We start from the raw sequence: 20,860 nt of genomic DNA, 5'->3' as shown, positions 1-20,860 counted from the left end.
ACTGCCTCCCTACGGTCTCCTCGACCCCAACACCGAGGAGAACCATGTTCCTGACCTACCTCAGGCGCGAACTCACGAACCGCAAGAAGCAGACCGTCATCATCGCGATCGGCATGGCGCTCGCCATCGCCCTCGTGGTCATCGTGTCCTCGATCGCGGGCGGCGTGAAGGCCGCGCAGGCGAGCGTGCTGCAGTCCGTCTACGGCGTCGGTACCGACATCACCGTGACGAAGACCGAGACCCCGACCGGCTCCGCCACCGGGCGTCCGAGCTTCGACTTCGGCAGCCAGGGCAGCTCCGGCAGCGGCAGTGGGTCGACCGACCTCTCGCAGTCCCGGCTCGCCGTCTCCCGCGGGTCCAGCACGCTCAGCGCGTCGGACGTGCAGACCGTCACGAGCACGAGCGGGGTGAAGGCCGCGACCGGTGTCCTGACCCTCGAGAACAGCACGTTCTCGGGCCAGGTGCAGCAGCAGTCGGACAGCAGCAGCAGCTCGAGCGACAGCAGCGGCACCGGGACCCAGCAGGGTCCGCCGAGCGGCGGCGAGGGCGGCGGCGGCTTCGGCGGCGGATCGTTCAGCGTCGACTCGTTCACCGTCACGGGCATCCCGGTGTCCGGTGACACCGTCGGGCCGCTGACGAGCACCGAGCTCACGAAGGGTCGCGCGTTCACGTCGGCGGACGCGGGCAAGGACGTCGTCGTGCTCGACGCCGCCTACGCGAAGAGCGAGTCGAAGGCCGTCGGCGACACCGTCTCCATCGGCGGGAAGGACTTCTCGGTCATCGGCATCGTGTCGTCCACCGGCTCGTCGTCGACCACCGGTTCGAACACGTACATCCCGCTGGACACCGCGCAGGCACTGGCGGACCTGGACGGCAAGGTCACCTCGATCTACGTCTCGGCGTCGTCCTCGTCGGACGTCGGCACGATCAAGTCCGCCCTGCAGAAGCAGCTGACCAGCGCCACCGTCTCGACCGAGGCCGACCTCGCGTCGAGCGTCTCGGGCTCGCTGAGCACCGCCTCGAGCCTCGTCTCGAACCTCGGCACCTGGCTGTCGATCGTCGTCCTCGCGGCGGCGTTCCTCATCGCCATCCTCTTCACGATCTCCGGCGTCACCCGACGCACGCGGGAGTTCGGCACCCTCAAGGCGATCGGCTGGTCGAACGGCCGCATCACGCGCCAGGTCGCCGGCGAGTCCCTCGTGCAGGGCATCATCGGCGGCGTGATCGGTGCGGCCGCTGGTCTCATCGGCATCCTCGTCGTGAACGTCATCTCCCCGACGATCTCGGCGAGCGCCTCGTCCACGACGAACCGCGGCGGCATGGGCGGCGGCGGGATGCCCGGCGGCGCGGCGACGGCGGCGGCCGGCAGCGGCACGACCGGTGGCGCCCCCGCCGGTGGGTTCGGCGGCGGCGGTGCGAGCACGGCCTCGACGACCGACGTCGTCCTGCACGCCCCCGTCACCGTCGAGGTGATCCTGCTCGCGATCGGCCTCGCCGTGCTCGGCGGCCTCATCGCCGGCGCACTCGGCGGCTGGCGAGCGAGCCGGCTCCGTCCGGCCGAGGCACTGCGGAGCGTGGCCTGATGCCCGGGCCGACCACCGGCACGACCCCCGTCGTCGCCGGCCCCGACAGCACCGCATCGACACCGGAACCGACAGGAGCCCCCGTGACCAGCATCGACACCGCGCCCTCCGCTGCGGAGGCGAGCCGCGCCTCCAGGCCGATCTACGCCCTGAAGAACGTGAGCAAGACGTACAAGCAGAAGAACCGGACCGTCACCGCGCTGACGAACGTCGACCTGACCATCCCGCAGGGACAGCTCGTCGCGATCCAGGGGCCGACCGGCGGCGGCAAGTCGACCCTGCTGCAGATGCTCGGTGCGCTCGACCGTCCGAGTGCCGGCAGCGTGCTCCTCGGTGACCAGGACGTGGCGAAGCTCGGGGACGGGGCGCTGACGAACCTGCGGGCGACCGAGATCGGGTTCGTCTTCCAGAGCTTCAACCTCATCCCGACGTTGACGGCGCTGGAGAACGTCGAGACCGCGTTCGCCGGATCCCTCGCGAACCGGTCGCGGTCGGAGATCCGCGGCCGTGCGACCGCGGCGCTCCGGGAGGTCGGCCTCGGCGAACGGCTCGACCACCTGCCCGCGGAGCTGTCCGGCGGGCAGCAGCAGCGCGTGGCCATCGCGCGGGCGCTGGTCAAGAACCCGAGCGTGCTGCTGGCGGACGAGCCGACCGGTGCGCTCGACGAGGCGACCCGTGACGAGATCATGGGGCTCATCGAGAAGCAGTGGAAGGAGCGCGGGCTCACCGTGGTCATCGTCACGCACGACTCGTGGGTGGCGAAGCGGGCCGAGCGCCGCCTGCACATCAAGCAGGGCCAGGTGCGCGAGGTGTAGGCGGGGCCGTCGGCCGCCCGTGCCGAGGGGGCCGCTGGCTCCGCCGGTGTTTCGCGCTGAGCGACAGTTCACGGGCAACCGAGCGCGTGAACTGTCGCTCAGCGCGTGAACTCGCGGCGCCCCTACGCCGCCGGGTAGTCGCAGTACGCGAACCAGCGCGAGTCCGGCGACCACGGCGGCACGTTCACGGTCCCCTGCCCGCCCTCGAGCGTGACGAGGGTCTCCGGCTGGACGGCGATCCGGGCACCGCGCACGAGCGAGCCGGGCAGGAGCCGGAGCTCCACGCGGTGGTCAGCGGGGTGGCCCTGCACGCCGGGCTCGTACGACAGGTAGAGCAGGTGGGCGCCGTCCGGCGAGACGTGCGGGAACCAGTTCACCCGGTCGTCGTTCGTGATCCGGACCGGGTCGGTCGCCCCGGGCCAGAGGGCGACGAGCTGCGCGGTGCCCGGCGTGAACCGCTCCGAGTTCCACACGAGCATGTCGCCCGCGAACGCGACGCCGTCGTCGGGGTGCTCGTCGCGGGTCAGGAACGTCGGGTCCCCGGTGGCCGGGTCGACGAGGGCGACGTCGGTGGTCCAGACGCCCTCCTCGGTGCGCTCCCCGACGATCGCCGCGAGGGTCTCGCCGTCGGGCGCGATGCCGTGCAGGTAGAACTTCCGGACGACCGGCAGCGCGGTGGTGACGTCGGTGAGGGTCGCGGCCGCTCCCCCGGCGGGCACCGGCACCCGGTACAGGTCCCCGTCGCGGGCGCTCACCACGACGGAGTTGCCCGAGGGGTCGAGCACGTGGTCGTTGTTGATCTCGGGGACGCCGGGCATCGGGACGCGCACGAGGGCGGTCTCGTCGAGCACGGCGTCGCCGTCGGCAGGGGGGCGCAGCAGCCAGAGGTCGCCGTTCCCGTTCAGCACGAGGGTGCCGTCGGCCAGCACGTTCGGCGCCTCGACGAGCACCGAGCTCGACTCGAACACGAGCCGGCTCGTCCGGCTCTCGACGTCGTACACGTGCACCCGGCTGGTCTGTCCCGGCAGCAGTTGCCGCCCGCGTGGCTCGCTCATGGTCCCATCCTGTCCGGATTCCGTCCGCCGAGTCTCGCCCCGGCGGGCACCTTCGTGGCCTCGCGGACGCGAAAGCGTCCGCCCGGCCGAGTCTCGGTGCCGGCGCGCACACCCGCGCACCAGCGCACGCACGGACGGGAGGCGCGGTGCGGGTCGGACCCGCACCGCGCCTCCCGTCAGGCGGTCCCGCCTACTTCACCGCACCGGCCGTCAGGCCGGCCACGAACTGCCGCTGCACGATGAGGAACGCGATCACGACCGGGATCGAGACGACGAGGGACGCCGCCATGATCTGGTTCCAGTACACGTTCGTCTGCGTGGAGTACTGCTGCAGACCGACGGCCAGCGTCTGCCCGTCGCCGTTCGTCATGACCGAGGCGAAGAGCACCTCGCCCCACGCCGTCATGAACGAGTAGATGCCGACCGCGACCAGACCCGGACGCGCCGAGGGCAGGATGACCCGGAACAGGGCACCCATCGGGCCGGAGCCGTCAACCATCGCGGCCTCGTCGAGTTCACGCGGGATGGTCTCGAAGTAGCCCGCGAGCATCCAGATCGAGAACGGGAGCGTGAACGTCAGGTAGGTGATGATCAGGCCGGTCCAGCTGCCGACGAGCTGGATGCCGAGCGCGTTCCCGAGGTTCGTGAAGATGAGGAACAGCGGGAGCAGGAACAGCACACCGGGGAACATCTGGGTGGAGAGCACCGCGGTGGTGAAGGTGCTCTTGCCCTTGAAGTTCCAGCGCGAGACACCGTAGGCGGCGAAGGTCGCGATGATCAGCGAGAACACCGTCGCGACCGTGCAGACCACGAGCGAGTTGATGAAGTACTTGCCGAGCGGGACCGTCGACCACATGTCGATGAACGGCTGGATGGTGATGTTCGTCGGGATCCACGTGAAGTCGTTCTGCACGTCACCGAGCGGCTTGATGGCCGTGGTGATCATCACGTAGAGCGGGACGACCGTGAACAGGGTCAGGACGACCAGGGTCACGACCTTGAAGGACTTAGCGCCGAATGTCTCACGCACGGACGGACCTCCGGTTGGTCACGGCGAGGTAGATGCCGGTGACGATGAGCAGGAAGATGAGGAGCAGGACGCTCATCGCGGCACCGGAGCCGAAGTTCCAGGTGATGAAGGACGCGTTGTAGATGTGGAAGCTCAGCAGGTCCGCCGCCGGGGGCTGGGCGGTCGAGCCGAACAGCACGAACGGTGTGTTGAAGTCGTTGAACGTCCAGAGGAACATCACGAGCACGAGCGTCACGTTGACCGGGCGCACCATCGGCAGCGTGATCGAGCGCCACTGCCGGAAGGGCTTCGCGCCGTCGACCGACGCGGCCTCGTACACGTCGTTCGGCACGGACTGCAGGCCGGCCATGAGCATGAGGAACGCGAACGGCCAGGTCTTCCAGATCGCCACGACGACGACCGAGACGAAGGCGTTCGAGCCGATCAACCAGAACGGCCCGGTGCCGTTGAACAGGTGCAGCTGGTCCACGAGGATGTGGTTGATCGCACCCGAGTCACGCTGGAACATGAACTTCCAGGTGATGATGCCGGCGTACATCGGCAGCGCGTACGGCACGAGGAAGAGCGTGCGGAACAGACCGCGCCCCTTGAACGGCTTCTGCAGCGCGACCGCGGCGGCCATGCCGAAGGTCCACGAGAGCCCGACCACGAGGACGGTGAAGCCGCACGTGATGAGGAACGAGTTCAGGACGCCCTTGCCGATCGCCTGGTCGAAGTCGATGACGACCGAGTAGTTGCGCAGCCCCGCGAACGGTGCGGCACCCCAGTTGGCGATGAAGTACTTGGTGAGCTGGATGAACGAGATCCAGATGCCGGTGAGCATCGGCACGATGTGGATCAGCAGCTCGAAGAGGATGGCGGGCGCGACGAGCGCGTAGGGCAGCCAGTGTCCCTTGCGCTTCCGACCGGGCGGACGGCCCGACGTGGTCGGGCCCTTCGTGTGGGTCAGGTCGATGCGCTCGGAGTCGGGCAGGACCGAGGTGGACATGAGCGGGGGCCTTTCGGCAGGAGGGGGATCGGGTGCTTCGCGCGGACCGTGGCAGCGGTCGGGAGGCGCGGCATGCGTGAGCCGATCGGCTCACCCCCGGCGTGTGGCCGGGTGCGGAACCGCAGGTCGTGGGCTCGACGTGGGTGGGGCCGTGGACCTGAGGGGTGGAGGCCCGGACGCGTCCTTGCGGACGCGACCCGGGCCTCCTGGGCGGATCAACCAGCGGCCTGGGACACCTGGTCCTGGGCGGTCTGGAGCGCCGACTTGATGTCGCTGTCCGAGACGGTGGAACCGGTCGCGATCTTGGCGAACATGTCGTTCATCGCCTTGCCGACCGTGGACTCGAACTGGTCCTCGGCGGGCACCAGCGGGAGCGGCTTCGCCTTGTTGTTGTAGATGTCGAGGAACGTCTTCGTCTGCTCGTCGGTGACCGAGTCAGCAGCCGCGGCGAGCACCGGCAGCGCCGAGTACGGCTTGTCGAGCGTCGTCTGCGTGTCCGCGCTCGTCATGTACTTGACGAACTTGAGCGCGCCGTCCTTGTTCTTCGTGTTCTTGAAGATCGACAGGTTGATGCCGGCCGGGAAGGACGCGATGTCCTGACCGTCAGCGGTGGTCGGGAACGGCACGACGCCGAACTCGTCCGTCTTCATGCCCTGCGACGTGATGGTCGCGTTCGCGTTGTTCTGCGTGAGCATCATCGCGGCCTTGCCGTTCGCGAAGTCCGAGACGGCCTGGGTGCCGTTGTCGTACTGCGCGTTCGACGGGTTGACGACCTTGTCGGACTGCATCAGGTCGAGGTAGCGCTTGATGCCGTCGACGTTCGCCTTCTGGGTGAAGGTCGGCTTGCCGTCCTTGTCGAACCACTCGCCGCCGTTCTGGGCGGAGGTGATGAACGCGAAGTGCGAGTTCTCGGTGTACGAGCCACCGGCGATGGTGAAGCCGTACTTGTCACCCGAGGTGAGCTTCTTCGCGTCGGCGGTGAGGTCCTCCCACGTGGTCGGCGCTTCGATGCCGGCGTCCGAGAACATCTTCTTGTTGTAGTACAGGCCGTAGGCGAGGCCGTAGAGCGGGACGCTCGTGACGGTCTTGCCGGGCGCGCCACCGGTCGAGAGCGCGACCTTGCCGAACTTGTCGGACCCGCCGATCGCCTTCATCTCCGAGTCACCGAACTCCTGGAAGGCGCCGGTGGCCTGGAGCGAGGTCGCCCAGGTGTTGCCGATGTTGACGACGTCCGGGCCCTGGCCCGAGGTGACGGCGGTCTGGATCTTGTTCTGCAGGTCGTTCCAGCCGATGACCTGGAGGTCGACCTTGATCCCGGTCTCCTTGGTGAACTTCTTGAGGACGGGGGTCAGCACCTCCTTGTCGTTCTGGAGCGACGTGCCCTGGTTGGACGCCCAGTAGGTGAGCGTCTTGGAGTCGCCGGACGAACCGGAGCCTCCGGAGGAACAGGCTGCGAGGCCGGTCACGGTGAGTGCCGCGGCCGCGGTGATGGCCAGTGCGCGGATGGCAGTGCGCATGACTCTCTACTTTCTCGTCGTTGAGATGGTGCAGGGGGTGGTACTGGTCGTGCTGTCGGGTGCTGCTGTGTGTGCGGTGCCGCTCCGGCCGGTCAGGCCAGGGTCGACGCCGCGGGGTCCCAGCCCTCGGGGAGGGTCGGGGAGGGTGCGACGGTGCTCTCCACGAGCACCGCCTCACCACGTTCGGCTGCCTCGGCGATGGAGACCATCACGTCGAGGACGTGGAAGGCGAGGGCACCGGGGACCCGGTTCTCCTCTCCTGCACGGAGCGAGCGGGCCAGGTCGACCACGCCGGTGCCGCGCGAGTAGGTGGACCCCACGGCGGGGATCGTCTCGGGTTCCTCGGAACCGAGTGCGTACAGCTCGGTGTCGCCGTCGAAGTTGTTCGGGTCGGGGAACACGACCGTGCCGGTCTCGCCCGCGATCTCGACGAAGCCGGTGCGGCCGCGGTCGGACTCGAACGAGAAGACGCTCTGCGCGCTGCCGCCGTTCTCGAACTCGATGAGGGCCGAGTGGTTCGTCGGGACCTCGACCGGGAACTCGGTGCCCGCCTTCGGGCCGGAGCCGATGGTGCGGGTCGCGCGGGACTTCGACGCGGTCGCGGTGACCTTCTTCACGGGGCCGAACGCCTGCACGAGGGTCGTGATGTAGTACGGGCCGATGTCGAACAGCGGGCCGGCGCCGTACGCGAAGAGGAACTCGGGGCTCGGGTGCCACGACTCCGGGCCGGGGCTCTGGAAGAGCGTCAGGCCGTTGAGCGGGGTGCCGATGCGACCGTCGCGGATGGTGCGCAGCGCAGTCTGGAGCCCGGCGCCGAGGAACGTGTCCGGGGCGACGCTGACGGTCTTGCCGGCGGCACGGGCGGCGTCGCGCAGCTCGGCGGCGCTCGCACGGTCGAGGGCGTAGGGCTTCTCGCCCCAGACGTGCTTGCCGGCGGCGAGGGCCTGCAGGGCGACCTCGACGTGGGCGGCCGGGATCGTCAGGTTGACGACGATCTCGATGTCGTCGTTCGCGAGGAGCTCCTCCACCGTGCCGGATCCGGCGACGCCCCACTTCTCCGCCTGGGCCGCTGCGCGGGGCAGGTCGATGTCGGCGATGAAGTGCACCGTCACGTCGGGGAAGACCGTGAGGTTCGAGAGGTACTGGTCCGAGATGACCCCGGCGCCGATGACGCCGACGCCGACCGGGCCGGTGCGGGTGGTCTCGGTGGCGTCGACCTGCGTGTCGGTCGCGGTGGTGGTGTCGGTCATGCGCGGGCCCCCTCGAGGAACGTGTAGGAGTCGGTGACGGCCTGGAAGACGTCGCCCTCGTGGTCGTCGAGCTCGACGACGTGCAGCGCGTCCGGCGCCGCGGCGATGATCTCGCGGATCGGCATGACACCGTTGCCCACCGCGACCTGCTTCTTGTCGTCGTGCGAACCGTCGCCGTCCTTGACGTGCAGGAACTGGACCTTGTCGCCGTACTTGCCGATGATCGCCACCGGGTCGTCGCCGCCGACCTTCACCCAGTAGGTGTCGAGTTCGAGCACGACGTCGTCGGACAGCGCGTCGGCGAAGACCTCGTAGGCGGAGACGCCGTCGATGCGGTTAGAGAACTCGAACGCGTGGTTGTGGTAGCCGAGAGTGAGACCGTGGTCCGCTGCGCGCGGCGCGAGGGCGCTCAGCTCGCGGGCGATGGCCTCGACGTCCTCGCGGGTGGTCCAGCGGGCCTCGTCGATGTGCGGGTCGATCAGGGTCGTGAGGCCGACGGTGACGCTCGCGTGGAAGATCTGCTCGAGGTCCTGCTCGCCGGCGTCGAGGAGCCGGGCGTGGCCGCTCGGGCTCTGCAGTCCGGCCGCGGCGAGGGCATCGCGCAGCGCCTCGGCGCGGTCGACGAATCCGAAGGCCTCGACGTTCGTGTAGCCGATTTCGGCGATGCGCTGCAGCGTGCCGGGCAGATCGGCAGCGAGGGCGTCGCGGACTGTGTAGAGCTGGACCGAGAGCGGTTGGGTCACCAGGGGTTCTCCTCGTCGAGATGGTGTGGTCGTCGTCGACCGAGCGTCACACTATGACCACTTTTGTCGGCGGTCAAGCAGAAGTTCGTGGTTCTTCGACGAACTTCGTTGCGTGGCGCGTTCGATGTGTGCTTCACTCCCCCACATGGTCGACTTGAACCGGACGGCAGCGTCGCCTCCGGTCGGGACGAGCGAGCTCTTCCAGATCCTCCGCGACGGCGTGCCGCGGACCCGGGCCGAGCTCGCCAGCCTGACGGGACTCGCGCGCTCCACGATCGGCGTGCGCCTCGATGCCCTCATCGAGGTCGGGCTCGTCGGACCCGTGGACACCGCGGCGTCCACGGGCGGACGCCCGCCTGCGCAGGTGGCGCTCATGCCCCGCGCACGCCTGGTCATCGCCGCCGACCTCGGGGCCTCCCACGGCCGCGTCGCCGTCACCGACCTCATCGCCGAGCCGCTCGCCACCCGCGAGGCACGCATCGACATCGCGGCCGGCCCGGTCCCCACCCTGACGTGGCTCGTCGAGACGATCGACGCGCTCCTCGACGAGGTCGGCCGCGCCCGGGACGACGTCATCGCGATCGGCATCGGCGTCCCGGGGCCGGTCGAGTTCTCCACCGGACGCCCCGCGAACCCGCCGATCATGCCGGGCTGGGACGGCTTCGACGTGCCCGGATGGCTGCGCGCGCACATCGCCGCCCACGTCCTGCTCGACAACGACGTGAACATCGCGGCACTCGGGGAGCGCGAGCACGGCTGGCCGGGCGTCGACCACCTGCTCTTCGTCAAGGTCGCCACCGGCATCGGCTCCGGGATCGTCTCGGACGGCGAGCTCCAGCGCGGCGCGCAGGGCACCGCGGGTGACATCGGTCACGTCCGGGTCTCGAGCGCCGGTGACGTGCCGTGCCACTGCGGGAACACCGGGTGCCTCGAGGCCGTCGCCTCCGGTCCGGCCATCGCCCGACGACTCCGCGCGAAGGGGCACGACGTGCACTCCAGCGCGGACGTCCTCGAACTCGTCAACCGCTCGGACCTCGACGCCATCCAGGCGGTGCGCCAGGCCGGACGTGACATCGGCGAGGTCCTCGCCACGTGTGTCTCGCTCATGAACCCGTCGGTCATCGCGCTCGGCGGATCGATCACGCAGGCCGGGGAGCACCTCCTCGCCGGGGTCCGAGAGGTCGTCTACTCCCGCTCCATGCCCCTCGCCACGGAACACCTGGTGATCGCGCAGTCGCGGGCCGGGTCGCTCGCGGCGCTCCAGGGAGCGGCGGCGCTCGCCATCGGGTACGCGCTCTCCCCCGCGGGGGTCGACGAGCTGGTGACGTTCGCCGAGGGGCGCCAGCTGGTCTCCTGACCGGTGCGTCGCGTCCGTGCGTCCGCCGGTGCGTCTGCCGGTGCGTCGCGTCCGTGCGTCTGCCGGTGCGTCGCGTCCGTGGGTCCGCCGGTGCGTCGGTTTCGTCTCGTCGGTGCGTGGGGAGAGAATCGACGGGTGACGATCGTGCAGCCCACCCTGTGGGGCGACCTGGACCCCGGCCTGGAGGCGCAACCCGCCCCCGGCACGCCGGCGTCGGTCGCACCCGTGGCCGGCTCCACGGCATCGGGCCCCGTCGTCCACGACGCGTTCACCGCGCTCCGCGGGCACACCGAGCGCATCGTCGCGCACTCGTCCGACCGCGTCGCGTGGCTCCGCGCCCGCGCCATGGGCATCACCGCCACCGACGTCGCCCGGCTCGCCTCCCTGCGCGCCGTCGACGCGGTCGTCACCGACAAGCGGTACGGCTCGCGGTTCTCCGGCAACTCGTACACGGAGCACGGCAAGGAACGCGAACCGGTCATCGCCGCCTGGGTCGCCGCGACGCACGGCATCCAGCCGTCCGCACACCTGTTCCACGCCGCCACCAACCGCGCCCACCTCGCGACCCCGGACGGCGTCGGCGTCGACGGTTCGTCGCGGGTCGTCCTCGCCGAGATCAAGACCACCGGCAAGGGCTGGCGGAGCATCCCCCGCCACTACCTCCGCCAGATCTGGTGGCAGCAGTACGTGCTCGGTGCCGACCGCACCCTGTTCGTCTGGGAACGCCACGACGGCTTCGTGCCGGTCGCCGACGAGCCCGAGTGCCGGTGGGTCGACCGCGACGACGACCAGATCCGCGGGCTGATCCAGCTCGCCGACCTCGTGCTCGACCGGCTGCGCGACTTCCGGAGCTAGACCTTCACGATCCGCAGGCGACTCATCCCGATGACGAGCACGCCGAGCAGGACGATCGACACCGCCACCCCGAGGCAGTACAGCGCCACGACGCCGTAGCCCAGGTCAGGGTTCAGGAACGGGTACGGCACCCATCCGTCCGTCGCACCGCGGACCAGCACCACGACCGTCCAGACGGCCGGGTAGACGAGGAACCACCACACGTGCCGGAGCAGGAGCTTCGACCGGTCGGAGAACAGCAGCCAGTCCAGCACCGCGTACGCGGGGAGGACCTTGTGCAGGATGTCGTTCGACCACTGCACGTTCGCCGACACGTCGACCCCGGTGAGCAGGGTGTTGTAGACGATCCCGGTCGTCGCGATGTACACCGTCGCCGCGCCGCGGAACAGACTCACGCGCAGGTCCCCGCGCTTCCGGCGGGCCGCCGCGACGAGGGTCACGGCGAATGCCAACGCGATGATGATGTTCGACTGGATCGTGAAGTAGCCGAAGAAGTTCCACGGGTTGTAGCTCGGGAGCTTCGAGCTGACCAGCCACTGCCCGACGATGGCGGCCACGACGGCGATGACCGCGAGCAGCCGGAGCGAGTTCACGAGGGTGCGCACCAGGCCACGCTACCGGCACACCGCGCCGGGTACGCGAAAGGACCCGCACCGGGAGCGGTGCGGGTCCTTCACTGGGTCAGATGACTCAGATGCTGTTGACGTCGAGCGGGATGCCCGGGCCGAAGGTCGTCGAGACGGCGCCCTTCATGATGTAGCGGCCCTTCGAGGCGCTCGGCTTGAGGCGGTTGATCTCCTCGAGCGCGGTCGAGATGTTCTCGTCGAGCTGCTCCGGCGTGAACGAGGCCTTGCCGACGACGAAGTGCACGTTGGCGTGCTTGTCGACGCGGAACTCGATCTTGCCGCCCTTGATGTCGTTGACGGCCTGCGCCACGTTCGGGGTCACGGTGCCGGTCTTCGGGTTCGGCATGAGGCCACGCGGGCCGAGCACCTTACCGAGACGACCGACCTTGCCCATGAGCTCCGGCGTCGCGACGGCGGAGTCGAAGGCGGTGTAGCCCTCGGCGACCTTCGCGATGAGCTCGTCGCCACCGACCTCGTCGGCGCCGGCGGCGATGGCGGCCTCAGCCGCTGCGCCGACCGCGAAGACGATGACGCGGGCGGTCTTGCCCGTGCCGTGCGGCAGGATGACCGTGCCACGGACCATCTGGTCCGCCTTGCGCGGGTCGACGCCGAGCTTCAGGGCGACCTCGACGGTGGAGTCGGTCTTGGTGGAACCGGTCTCCTTCGCGAGGGCGACTGCCTCGGTGGGGGTGTAGAACTTGTCGGCCTCGATCTTCGCGGCCGCGGCCTGGTAGGCCTTGGACTTCTTCGCCATGGTGTTCTCCTTGGGAGCTACGTGGTTGACGAGCCGGCGCGGCTCTCCCACGGAAGGGTGTTCGGTTGTGTGCCTGAGCAGGTGGGGCTTACGCCTCGACCGTGATGCCCATCGAGCGAGCGGTGCCGGCGATGATCTTCGCGGCCTGCTCGATGTCGTTGGCGTTCAGGTCGGCCTGCTTGGTCTCGGCGATCTGACGGACCTGGTCCATCGAGATCTTCGCGACCTTGACCGTGTGCGGGGTCGCGGAACCCTTCTGCACACCCGCGGCCTTCTTGATCAGCTCTGCCGCCGGCGGGGTCTTGAGGACGAACGTGAACGAACGGTCCTCGTAGACGGTGATCTCGACCGGCACGACGTTGCCACGCTGCGACTCGGTCGCCGCGTTGTACGCCTTGCAGAACTCCATGATGTTGACGCCGTGCTGACCGAGCGCCGGACCGATCGGCGGGGCCGGGTTGGCGGCGCCCGCGTTGATCTGCAGCTTGATCAGGCCCGTGACCTTCTTCTTCGGTGCCATGACTTGTCTTCCTCCTGGAATCGAACGCACGGGGATCCGTGCACTCTCCCGCTGGCCCGGCCGTTCCGGACCGCGGTGAAGCCCCGCACGCACGAAGCGTGCGGGGCCAAACTCGTTGAGTCTACCCGATGATCGGGTTGGACTACAGCTTGGTGACCTGGTCGAAGCTGAGCTCGACCGGGGTCTCGCGCTCGAACAGCGAGACGAGGACCGTGAGCTTGCCGCTCTCCGGCTTGATCTCGGAGATCGACCCCGGGAGACCCGCGAACGAGCCTTCCTTGATGGTGATCGTCTCGCCGATCTCGAAGTCGACCTCGGCCGCCGGCTGGGACTGTGCGCCGCCGGAGCCCTTCGCGCCGCCCTTGGTCGGAGCGGCCTCGGCCACCTGGACCAGGGACTTCAGCATGCCGAACGCCTCGTCGAAGCGGAGCGGCGTCGGGTTGTGGGCGTTGCCGACGAAGCCGGTGACACCCGGGGTGTGCCGGACGACGGACCACGAGTCCTCGTTGAGGTCCATGCGGACGAGCACGTACGAGGGGATCCGGACGCGGGTGACCAGCTTGCGCTGCCCGTTCTTGATCTCGACGACGTCCTCCATCGGGACCTCGACCTGGTAGATGTAGTCCTCCATCGACATCGAGACCATGCGGTTCTCGATGTTCGACTTCACGCGGCGCTCGAAGCCCGCGTAGGAGTGGATGACGTACCACTTGCCCGGCTTCATCCGCAGCTCGGCCTTGAAGGCCTCGTACGGGTCGACCTCGGCCTCTTCTTCGGCTTCTTCAGCGTCGAGGGCCTCGTCGGCGGCGAGGGTCGCGTTGGCCTCGGCCGCGGTCTCTGCTTCCAGCTCGACCTCTTCTTCGTCCTCGACTGCCTCGACGGCGGCCTCGGCCTCGTCGGCGGTGTCGATCTCGAGCGCGTCGTCCACGACGGCGTCGGCCTCGGGGTCGCGCGACTCGGCCAGCGCGGTGAGCGCCTCGTCGATGCCGGCGTCGACGGTGCCGTCGTCGGGCTCGTCGCTCAGGCCGAGGGACTCGTCGTTCTCGTCCTCGATCTCGATGGCTCGCTCTTCGGCGGACTCGGCCGAACGCTCCTCGCCGGTCTCGACGTCGCCTTCCTGGTTCTCCTCGACTTCGGAGGACTGCTCGGCAGCCGTGGCGAGGTCGATGTCGTCGCGGGAGTTGTCAGACACTGTCGAATCTTTCCGTTCGGTGATGCGGATCGGGTTGGCGGGCGGATCGGTTCACGACCGGCGCCGTCTCGGGCGACCGTACTCCTGTCCGCGAGCGGTCAGGACAGCCGGCGTCCGGCTCAGGCCGTCGGCCCGTTGCCGAACACGTACCCGACGCCGAGTCCGAACACGAAGTCGAGGACCGACACCAGGATCATCATCACGACGACGAAGACCAGGACGACGCCCGTGTAGCTGAAGAGCTCCTTGCGGGTCGGCGTGACCACCTTGCGGAGCTCGCCGAGGACCTGACGGATGAAGAGCACGATGGCAGCGAACGGACCACGGCGCTCGGCCCGGTCCTGCTTCGCCTTGGCGACGACGTCATCCGCCGTCGTCTCCATGTCTTTGCTCGCCAACTTCTACCCTTCCAGATGTGCAGGGCGGACAGGACTCGAACCTGCAACCTGCGGTTTTGGAGACCGCTGCTCTACCAATTGAGCCACCGCCCTTCGGACACGGTTCGTCACCGATCCGTGTTCCGGTGGTCGAGTGTACGGGAGTCCGTCACACGGTGTCCACTTGACGGATGCTCCGGCGTGCCGCGCCGGTAGGCTGGGCCCCGTGAGCACCGAAGCCCCAGGCCCCGAGTCCACCGCCCACCCCGCTGCCGCGACCACCGATCGGCCGCGCATCGCGTCCCGCATCGCCGCGATCGCCGAGTCCGCGACGCTCAAGGTCGATGCGAAGGCCAAGGCGCTCAAGGCCGCCGGTCGCCCGGTCATCTCGTTCGCCGCCGGCGAGCCGGACTTCGCCACGCCGCAGCACGTCGTCGACGCCGCCGTGCAGGCAGCGCAGGACCCGAAGAACCACCGGTACACGCCCGCGACCGGCCTGCCCGAGCTCAAGCAGGCGATCGCCGAGAAGACCGCCCGCGAGTCCGGCATCACCGTCGACCCCGCCCGGGTGATCGTCACGAACGGCGGCAAGCAGGCCGTCTACCAGGCGTTCCAGACGATCGTGGACGACGGCGACGAGGTCCTCCTGCCGGCGCCGTACTGGACCACCTACCCCGAGGCCATCCGGCTCGCCGGGGGCGTCCCCGTCGAGGTCTTCGCCGGCAGCGACCAGGACTACCTCGTCACGGTCGACCAGCTCGAGGCAGCCCGCACCCCGAAGACCAAGGCGCTGCTGTTCTGCTCGCCGTCGAACCCGACCGGCTCGGTGTACACCGCCGAGCAGACGAAGGCCATCGGCGAGTGGGCGCTCGAGCACGGCATCTGGGTCATCAGCGACGAGATCTACCAGGACCTCGTGTACGACGGTGTGCGGTTCACCGGCATCCTCGAAGCGGTCCCGGCCCTCGCCGACACGACGATCCTCGTCAACGGCGTCGCGAAGACGTACGCGATGACCGGGTGGCGTGTCGGGTGGTTCATCGGCCCGTCCGACGCGGTCAAGGCGGCGTCGAACCTGCAGTCGCACCTGTCGAGCAACGTGTCGAACGTGTCGCAGCGCGCCGCGATCGCCGCGCTGACCGGCCCGCAAGAGCCCGTCACGGCCATGCGCGAGGCCTTCGACCGCCGTCGTCAGGCGATCGTCGCGGGTCTGAACGCGATCCCGGGCTTCGTCACGCCGACCCCGCACGGCGCCTTCTACGTCTACCCCGACGTCACGGCGCTCCTCGGCCGCGAGTGGGCCGGCTCGACTCCGACCACGACGCTCGAACTCGCCGACCTCATCCTCGAGCACGCCGAGGTCGCGGTCGTCCCCGGTGAGGCGTTCGGCCCCTCCGGCTACCTCCGCCTGTCGTACGCGCTCGGTGACGACGACATCGCCGAGGGCGTCGCGCGGCTCGCGAAGTTCTTCGCGTAGTCACCCGTCGATGCAGAACGGCCCACCTCGTCGAGGTGGGCCGTTCCGCGTCGCGGGCCAGGAGGCGCGGCTCGGCTCAGGCGAGCAGGTCGCCCACCACGACGGGTTCCGGCACGAGCGAGACACCGAAGCGGTTCAGGACGGTCACCTGGACGTAGCGGGCGAGTTCGGCCACCTGGGCGGCGGTCGCTCCCCCGCGGTTCGTCAGCGCGAGCGTGTGCTTCGACGAGATCGCGGCGCGGGACCCGGGGACGGCGTACCCGCGGTGGACGCCGGCGTGCTCGATGAGCCATGCGGCGCTGAGCTTGACGTCGTCGCCCGCCGGCCAGCGCGGTGCCTCGGCCGGCAGGGTCTCGGCGAAGGCGGCGGACACGATCGGGTTCGTGAAGAACGACCCCGCGCTCCACGTGTCGTGGTCGTCCGCGTCGAGGACCATGCCCTTGGACCCCCGGAGCCGCAGGACCTCGGACCGCACCGTCGCCGGCTCGACGAACGCCCCGAGCTCGACACCGAGCGACCCGGCGAGCTGGGCGTAGCGGACCGGGACCCCGGCGGCACTGACGGTACCGAGCCGAAACTCGACCGTCAGCACGGCACCGCGCCGTCCGTGCTTGAGGGTCGAGGTGCGGTAGCCGAGCGCCAGCTCGGCCGCTGGGACCCACGCGCGCTCCCCCGTCGACGCGTCGAGGAACTCGATCCGGGTGAGCACGTCGGACAGCTCGACCCCGTAGGCGCCGATGTTCTGCACGGGGGCGGCGCCGACGGTGCCCGGGATGCCGCTCAGCGCCTCCAGGCCCGTCCACCCGTTCTCGACCGTCGTGGCGACGAACGCGTCCCACGGCTCACCGGCCGCGACGCGGACGGTGACGCCGTCGTCGTCCGCGTCGTGCTCGATGCCCGTCGTGCGCACGAGCACGACGGTGCCGTCGAAGCCGTCGTCGGCGACGAGCAGGTTGCTGCCGCCGCCGAGGACCAGCCACTCGTCGTCGTCCCACGCCGCCGTGACGTGCGCGACGAGCTCGTCGGTGGTCGACGCCGTGAGCAGCCGCGCCGCGGGACCACCGACGCGCAGCGTCGTGAGGTCGGCGAGCACCGACTCCGTCACGGTCAGCGGAACGCCACCGTGACCTGCGCCTTGCCGAGCACGGTTTGCCCGGCGGCGGTCACGGTGAGGTCGATGCGCTGCGGACGGCCGTCGTCGTCGACGGTGCCGACCTTGGCGACGACGCCGACGGTGGCGCCCTGCTCCGGGTCGACGACCACGGGGCGGGTGAACCGGACGCCGTAGCGGACCACCCAGCCGCGGTCGCCGAGCCACTCGGAGACCGGCTGCACGGCCAGTCCCATCGTGAGCATGCCGTGCGCCAGGACACCGGGCAGCCCGACGGAGGCGGCGACGTCGTCGCGGTAGTGGATCGGGTTGAAGTCGCCGGACGCGCCGGCGTAGCGGACGAGCGAGTCGCGGGTGATGTGGACCTCGCGCTCGGCGACGACGGTGCCGACCTCGAGCGCGGTCACGGGTGCGGTGGTCATGCGTCGTCTCCTCGGACCACGAGGGTGGAGGTCGCCGTGACGACGTGCTCCCCCGCGGCGTCGTTCATCGTGCTCTCGGCGGTGACCATGGCGTTGCCGCCGAGGGTCTTCACGCTCGTCACGGTCAGGGTCGCGGTGAGTTCGTCCCCGGCGACGATCGGTCGCTCGTAGGCGAAGGCCTGCTCGCCGTGGACCACGCGGGAGAAGTCGATGCCGGCGTCGGGCTCGGCGAGGAGCTGGGCGAGCGTGGCCTCTTGCACGACGACCGCGAAGGTCGGCGGGGCGACGACGTCGTCGTAGCCGGCGGCGCGGGCGGCCTCGGGCTCGTGGTGGATCGGGTTCGTCGCGAACACGGCGCGGGAGAACTCGCGCACCTTCTCGCGACCGACCAGGTAGGGCTGGGCCGGCGGGAACGTCCTGCCGACGAGCTCGGGGTTCACAGACACGTCCGGCAGTCTAGCGACGCCCGCTCGGGGGGCCTGTGTTCATGAGTATGCATCGGCTATGCTGACCCGACGCGGTTCGGGGGAACCGACACCGATCTCCGGGGATGGGGAGGAACGATGGACCACACGACCGAGTTCGCCGTGCACACGGGCGACCGCTGCACCGCGATGGAGGCCGCCGGCGCCGCACTGCAGCAGGCGGGGCACCACGTCGAGTCGACGGGCGGGACGCTCACCGCGACGACGGGCAACCGGGTGCTCACGATCCTGCTCGGGGCGCTCGTGCACCCGTCGCGGGAGTTCCGGCGGTACGAGCTCTCGACGACCGTCACGGGGACGTCGACCACGATCACGCTGCGGCACTCCGGGCACGGCACCGCGGTGTCGGGCGGGGAGATCGGTGCGAAGCGGCGGCACGATGCCTGGCGCAGCACGGCCGCGGTGATCGAGCGGGCGCTGCGGCAGGCGGGCGTGCTCAGCGCGCGGTAGCGCCGCGCGGGCGTGGCGCGGGCCGCGCGGGCCGCGCCGCCCGCGCCGCGCGGGCGTGGGCCGCGCAGGCGCGTCGCCGGCCGCCGCACAACGCAAATCGCTGCGAACCGCGTCTTCGCACGGTTCGGCGCGACTTGCGTTGTGCGCAGGCGCCCGGCGCGGCCGGCGCCCGGCCGCGCCGGCGCCGCGGACGGGAACGAACCACGGGAACGACACGGAACCAGGCCGTGGGGCCGGTTCGACGTCGGGAACGTCGTTCGACGCCGCGCGCGGACCGCGACGGCGAGCGGTCGCCCGCGCCGGCACGCGTGCCGCACAACGCAAGGCACGGCGAACCGCGCACTCCCGCGGTTCGGGGCGACTTGCGTTGTGCGCAGGCACCCGACGCCACGCGCGGGGCACGGCAGCGCCGCGGCGCTGCCCCGCCAAGAGCGGGCGCCGGGACGAACCACGGGAACGACACGGAACCAGGTCGCGGGCCCGGTTCGACGTCGGGAACGTGGTTCGACGCCGCAGCCCACGCTGCGACGCGCACCGACGCCAACGCCGACCCGCACGCGAGACGCGCACGCGCACGCGCACGCGCGCGGCACCGCCCGCGAACGACGAAAGCCCGGCGAACGGATCGCCGGGCTTGCGGTAGCGAGGGCGGGACTTGAACCCGCGACCCCACGATTATGAGTCGTGTGCTCTAACCAACTGAGCTACCCCGCCAAGGATCCGGCACGACTACCGCACCGGGTCGGAGCCCCGAGTCAGGATTGAACTGACGACCCCTTCCTTACCATGGAAGTGCTCTACCACTGAGCTATCGGGGCATGTGCCGCTCGGCGGCACCACACGAGGATAGCAGACCCGCGACGGTGGTCAGGAACCGGCCGTGACGCCCGGGCGTGCCGCGTGGAACCGCTAGTTCGCGTTGGCCTCGAGCCACGCCAGCGGGTCCACGGGGACACCGTCGACGTGCACCTCGAGGTGCAGGTGCGGACCGGTCGAGTTACCGGTGCTGCCGACCAGACCGAGCTCGTCGCCGACCTCGACCTGCTGGCCCTTGACGACCTTGAAGGAGTTGTCCTCCATGTGGCCGTAGACGCTGACGAACTGCTTCCCGTCGACGTCGTGCTCGACCCAGACGTCGTTGCCGAAGCCGCCGTCGTTCGCCTGCACCTTGAGCACGGTGCCGGCGGCGATGACCCGGATCGGCGTGCCCTCACCCGGAGCGAAGTCGACGCCCATGTGGTTCGTCGAGCAGAAGGAGCACCCCTCGACCTGGCGTCCGCCGAACCCGGAGGTGATCGGCACACCGGTCAGGAACGGCCACTGGATCGTGCCGTTCGGGTCGTTCGTGAAGCTCGAGGAGTCGACGTTCTTGTACTGCGTCGCCGAGGACACCGAGTACTGGTCGCGGTTCGTCTCGGCGTCGGTCGCACCGGCACCGACACTGAGGGACTGCGTGTCACCCGAGGCCGTCGCCCGCGCCGACGTCGAGCCGGGCTCGGGGGTGTACAGCGCCTGTGCGGGCAGCGAGGTCGACACGACGAGCCCCGCGACGAACAGCAGCGCGCCGACGGCCGTCACCCGCGAGGCCGCCCGACGGAACGACGCACCCTGCGACCCCCGCGCGGCACGCGGCGCGACCCCGGCGACCGGAGTCGCTGCAGCGGGAGCAGTGCGAGCGATGTGGCGCGTGGCCCGGTCGGCCTGCACCGGGGCGGTGGTGGCACGCCCGGTCCGACGGGACGCCGGCACCTGTCCGAGGACACGGCGCGCGGCCGGCGCGGACGGTATGGGTGCCGCGACCGCCGGGGCAGCAGCCACGACCGGCGACGAGGGCGCCGGCGGCGTCACGGGCGATGCGGTCGCCGCGGGCATCGCGGGCGAGGCCGGCGCGAGGTCGATGGGCGACACGGGTGCGGCCGGGGTCGCGGGTGCCCCCGGGCTCACCAGGTCGTCGAAGGTCGCGTCACCGAGGGCGGCCCGGGAGGCGCGGCTCGTCCCCGCCACGGCCGTCGGGTGCTCGACGCGCTCCGGTGCTCCCCCGGAGGACGCCGTCGCCGCCGCGCGTTCCGCCTCGATGCGGGCCCGTCGGGTCAGGTGGACGACCGGTGCGGGAGCGTCCGCGGAGCCGTCGGTGTGCACGGGCGTGAGGGGAGCGTGGGGCATGTGTTCGGCGTGGATCCTGATCGGGGCGAGACGCGCTCGTTGGTAACGAGCAGATAACGGGACCCGAGCACGCTAGCAGGAGCATCCGGG

Annotated in this window: 21 protein-coding genes and 3 tRNA genes; 6 read left to right on the top strand and 18 right to left on the bottom strand. The window is 70.2% G+C overall.

Features of this window, described 5'->3' with window-relative positions; all coding sequences use genetic code 11:
• Nucleotides 1-44 precede the first annotated feature (44 nt).
• On the top strand, nt 45-1,583 hold the full coding sequence (locus ACIPKM_RS10730; RefSeq protein ID WP_070418383.1) for an ABC transporter permease: 1,539 nt from the start codon (nt 45-47) through the stop codon (nt 1,581-1,583).
• Nucleotides 1,584-1,666: 83 nt separating this feature from the next.
• Nucleotides 1,667-2,398 (top strand): ABC transporter ATP-binding protein, encoded by a 732-nt coding sequence (locus tag ACIPKM_RS10725; protein WP_254790977.1) that lies wholly within the window; start codon nt 1,667-1,669, stop codon nt 2,396-2,398.
• Nucleotides 2,399-2,520: 122 nt separating this feature from the next.
• Here the strand turns inward: ACIPKM_RS10725 and ACIPKM_RS10720 are convergent, their stop codons facing one another.
• The 6 genes from ACIPKM_RS10720 to ACIPKM_RS10695 all read right to left on the bottom strand — a co-directional run bounded on the left by ACIPKM_RS10720 (nt 2,521) and on the right by ACIPKM_RS10695 (nt 8,981).
• Nucleotides 2,521-3,453: a hypothetical protein gene (locus ACIPKM_RS10720; RefSeq protein WP_071296719.1), complete on the bottom strand. Its 933-nt coding sequence runs from the start codon at nt 3,451-3,453 to the stop codon at nt 2,521-2,523.
• Between the two features lie 190 nt (nt 3,454-3,643).
• Nucleotides 3,644-4,483 carry a carbohydrate ABC transporter permease gene (locus ACIPKM_RS10715; protein WP_070418381.1) on the bottom strand — a complete coding sequence of 280 codons (840 nt, stop codon included), beginning with the start codon at nt 4,481-4,483 and terminating at the stop codon, nt 3,644-3,646.
• Nucleotides 4,476-5,471 (bottom strand): carbohydrate ABC transporter permease, encoded by a 996-nt coding sequence (locus ACIPKM_RS10710; RefSeq protein ID WP_092386365.1) that lies wholly within the window; start codon nt 5,469-5,471, stop codon nt 4,476-4,478. The genes ACIPKM_RS10715 and ACIPKM_RS10710 overlap by 8 nt, the downstream gene beginning before the upstream one ends.
• Nucleotides 5,472-5,686: 215 nt before the next feature.
• On the bottom strand, nt 5,687-6,988 hold the full coding sequence (locus tag ACIPKM_RS10705) for an ABC transporter substrate-binding protein (protein WP_070418380.1): 1,302 nt from the start codon (nt 6,986-6,988) through the stop codon (nt 5,687-5,689).
• A 92-nt stretch (nt 6,989-7,080) separates the two neighbouring features.
• Complete coding sequence (locus ACIPKM_RS10700; RefSeq protein WP_070418379.1) at nt 7,081-8,238, bottom strand: Gfo/Idh/MocA family protein; 1,158 nt, start codon at nt 8,236-8,238, stop codon at nt 7,081-7,083.
• The gene (locus tag ACIPKM_RS10695; protein WP_071296718.1) at nt 8,235-8,981 is read right to left on the bottom strand and encodes a sugar phosphate isomerase/epimerase; all 747 of its coding nucleotides are present in this window, start codon (nt 8,979-8,981) and stop codon (nt 8,235-8,237) included. The genes ACIPKM_RS10700 and ACIPKM_RS10695 overlap by 4 nt, the downstream gene beginning before the upstream one ends.
• A gap of 145 nt (nt 8,982-9,126) precedes the next feature.
• On the opposite strand from ACIPKM_RS10695, the gene ACIPKM_RS10690 reads away from it, so the two are divergent.
• The gene (locus tag ACIPKM_RS10690; protein ID WP_071296717.1) at nt 9,127-10,338 is read left to right on the top strand and encodes an ROK family transcriptional regulator; all 1,212 of its coding nucleotides are present in this window, start codon (nt 9,127-9,129) and stop codon (nt 10,336-10,338) included.
• Nucleotides 10,339-10,473: 135 nt separating this feature from the next.
• The gene (locus ACIPKM_RS10685) at nt 10,474-11,193 is read left to right on the top strand and encodes a YqaJ viral recombinase family protein (RefSeq protein WP_071296716.1); all 720 of its coding nucleotides are present in this window, start codon (nt 10,474-10,476) and stop codon (nt 11,191-11,193) included.
• Here ACIPKM_RS10685 and ACIPKM_RS10680 read toward each other — a convergent pair.
• The 6 genes from ACIPKM_RS10680 to ACIPKM_RS10655 form a co-directional block, all read right to left on the bottom strand.
• Nucleotides 11,190-11,798: a Pr6Pr family membrane protein gene (locus ACIPKM_RS10680; protein WP_139199277.1), complete on the bottom strand. Its 609-nt coding sequence runs from the start codon at nt 11,796-11,798 to the stop codon at nt 11,190-11,192. The genes ACIPKM_RS10685 and ACIPKM_RS10680 overlap by 4 nt on opposite strands.
• An 85-nt stretch (nt 11,799-11,883) precedes the next feature.
• Nucleotides 11,884-12,573 (bottom strand): 50S ribosomal protein L1, encoded by a 690-nt coding sequence (gene rplA / locus ACIPKM_RS10675; protein ID WP_070418374.1) that lies wholly within the window; start codon nt 12,571-12,573, stop codon nt 11,884-11,886.
• A gap of 88 nt (nt 12,574-12,661) precedes the next feature.
• Nucleotides 12,662-13,093, bottom strand: a complete 432-nt coding sequence (rplK, locus tag ACIPKM_RS10670; protein WP_022906459.1) for a 50S ribosomal protein L11 — start codon at nt 13,091-13,093, stop codon at nt 12,662-12,664.
• A 142-nt stretch (nt 13,094-13,235) separates the two neighbouring features.
• Nucleotides 13,236-14,285 (bottom strand): transcription termination/antitermination protein NusG, encoded by a 1,050-nt coding sequence (nusG, locus tag ACIPKM_RS10665; RefSeq protein WP_071296714.1) that lies wholly within the window; start codon nt 14,283-14,285, stop codon nt 13,236-13,238.
• A 119-nt stretch (nt 14,286-14,404) separates the two neighbouring features.
• Nucleotides 14,405-14,668: a preprotein translocase subunit SecE gene (gene secE, locus ACIPKM_RS10660; protein ID WP_370871658.1), complete on the bottom strand. Its 264-nt coding sequence runs from the start codon at nt 14,666-14,668 to the stop codon at nt 14,405-14,407.
• A gap of 35 nt (nt 14,669-14,703) precedes the next feature.
• Nucleotides 14,704-14,776, bottom strand: a tRNA-Trp gene (locus ACIPKM_RS10655).
• Nucleotides 14,777-14,957: 181 nt separating this feature from the next.
• Here ACIPKM_RS10655 and ACIPKM_RS10650 point away from each other — a divergent pair.
• Nucleotides 14,958-16,139: a pyridoxal phosphate-dependent aminotransferase gene (locus ACIPKM_RS10650; RefSeq protein ID WP_071296736.1), complete on the top strand. Its 1,182-nt coding sequence runs from the start codon at nt 14,958-14,960 to the stop codon at nt 16,137-16,139.
• A gap of 76 nt (nt 16,140-16,215) precedes the next feature.
• Here the strand turns inward: ACIPKM_RS10650 and ACIPKM_RS10645 are convergent, their stop codons facing one another.
• Genes ACIPKM_RS10645 through ACIPKM_RS10635 form a run of 3 tightly spaced genes read right to left on the bottom strand, consistent with a single transcriptional unit; the run spans nt 16,216 to nt 18,118 of the window.
• Nucleotides 16,216-17,244: a UDP-N-acetylmuramate dehydrogenase gene (locus ACIPKM_RS10645; protein ID WP_083403534.1), complete on the bottom strand. Its 1,029-nt coding sequence runs from the start codon at nt 17,242-17,244 to the stop codon at nt 16,216-16,218.
• 2 nt (nt 17,245-17,246) lie between these two features.
• A complete protein-coding gene (locus ACIPKM_RS10640) occupies nt 17,247-17,672 on the bottom strand; it encodes a MaoC/PaaZ C-terminal domain-containing protein (protein WP_071296734.1) in 426 nt (141 codons plus the stop codon).
• Nucleotides 17,669-18,118 (bottom strand): MaoC family dehydratase N-terminal domain-containing protein, encoded by a 450-nt coding sequence (locus ACIPKM_RS10635; RefSeq protein WP_083295268.1) that lies wholly within the window; start codon nt 18,116-18,118, stop codon nt 17,669-17,671. The genes ACIPKM_RS10640 and ACIPKM_RS10635 overlap by 4 nt, the downstream gene beginning before the upstream one ends.
• Nucleotides 18,119-18,235: 117 nt before the next feature.
• Between ACIPKM_RS10635 and ACIPKM_RS10630 the strand changes: the two genes are divergently transcribed.
• Nucleotides 18,236-18,607 (top strand): hypothetical protein, encoded by a 372-nt coding sequence (locus ACIPKM_RS10630; protein WP_071296713.1) that lies wholly within the window; start codon nt 18,236-18,238, stop codon nt 18,605-18,607.
• Nucleotides 18,608-19,247: 640 nt separating this feature from the next.
• On the opposite strand, the gene ACIPKM_RS10625 is transcribed toward ACIPKM_RS10630, so the two are convergent.
• From ACIPKM_RS10625 to ACIPKM_RS10615, 3 genes are all read right to left on the bottom strand, one after another.
• Nucleotides 19,248-19,321, bottom strand: a tRNA-Met gene (locus tag ACIPKM_RS10625).
• 32 nt (nt 19,322-19,353) lie between these two features.
• Nucleotides 19,354-19,425: transfer RNA gene (locus ACIPKM_RS10620), tRNA-Thr, on the bottom strand.
• 91 nt (nt 19,426-19,516) lie between these two features.
• Nucleotides 19,517-20,770 (bottom strand): M23 family metallopeptidase, encoded by a 1,254-nt coding sequence (locus ACIPKM_RS10615; RefSeq protein WP_071296712.1) that lies wholly within the window; start codon nt 20,768-20,770, stop codon nt 19,517-19,519.
• Between the last annotated feature and the right edge of the window lie 90 nt (nt 20,771-20,860).

The sequence above is a fragment of the Curtobacterium sp. NPDC086286 genome (assembly GCF_044746255.1).
GTDB lineage: Bacteria > Actinomycetota > Actinomycetes > Actinomycetales > Microbacteriaceae > Curtobacterium.
This window is presented reverse-complemented; position numbering and strand designations above follow the sequence as displayed.

Excerpts from the sequence above, each read along its gene's own strand:
- secE (WP_370871658.1), bottom strand. The coding sequence starts at position 14,668 with ATGGAGACGACGGCGGATGACGTCGTCGCCAAGGCGAAGCAGGACCGG.
- rplK (WP_022906459.1), bottom strand. The coding sequence starts at position 13,093 with ATGGCACCGAAGAAGAAGGTCACGGGCCTGATCAAGCTGCAGATCAAC.
- ACIPKM_RS10690 (WP_071296717.1), top strand. The coding sequence starts at position 9,127 with ATGGTCGACTTGAACCGGACGGCAGCGTCGCCTCCGGTCGGGACGAGC.
- ACIPKM_RS10630 (WP_071296713.1), top strand. The coding sequence starts at position 18,236 with ATGGACCACACGACCGAGTTCGCCGTGCACACGGGCGACCGCTGCACC.
- ACIPKM_RS10615 (WP_071296712.1), bottom strand. The coding sequence starts at position 20,770 with ATGCCCCACGCTCCCCTCACGCCCGTGCACACCGACGGCTCCGCGGAC.
- rplA (WP_070418374.1), bottom strand. The coding sequence starts at position 12,573 with ATGGCGAAGAAGTCCAAGGCCTACCAGGCCGCGGCCGCGAAGATCGAG.
- ACIPKM_RS10720 (WP_071296719.1), bottom strand. The coding sequence starts at position 3,453 with ATGAGCGAGCCACGCGGGCGGCAACTGCTGCCGGGACAGACCAGCCGG.
- ACIPKM_RS10705 (WP_070418380.1), bottom strand. The coding sequence starts at position 6,988 with ATGCGCACTGCCATCCGCGCACTGGCCATCACCGCGGCCGCGGCACTC.
- ACIPKM_RS10640 (WP_071296734.1), bottom strand. The coding sequence starts at position 17,672 with ATGACCACCGCACCCGTGACCGCGCTCGAGGTCGGCACCGTCGTCGCC.
- ACIPKM_RS10710 (WP_092386365.1), bottom strand. The coding sequence starts at position 5,471 with ATGTCCACCTCGGTCCTGCCCGACTCCGAGCGCATCGACCTGACCCAC.
- ACIPKM_RS10730 (WP_070418383.1), top strand. The coding sequence starts at position 45 with ATGTTCCTGACCTACCTCAGGCGCGAACTCACGAACCGCAAGAAGCAG.
- ACIPKM_RS10700 (WP_070418379.1), bottom strand. The coding sequence starts at position 8,238 with ATGACCGACACCACCACCGCGACCGACACGCAGGTCGACGCCACCGAG.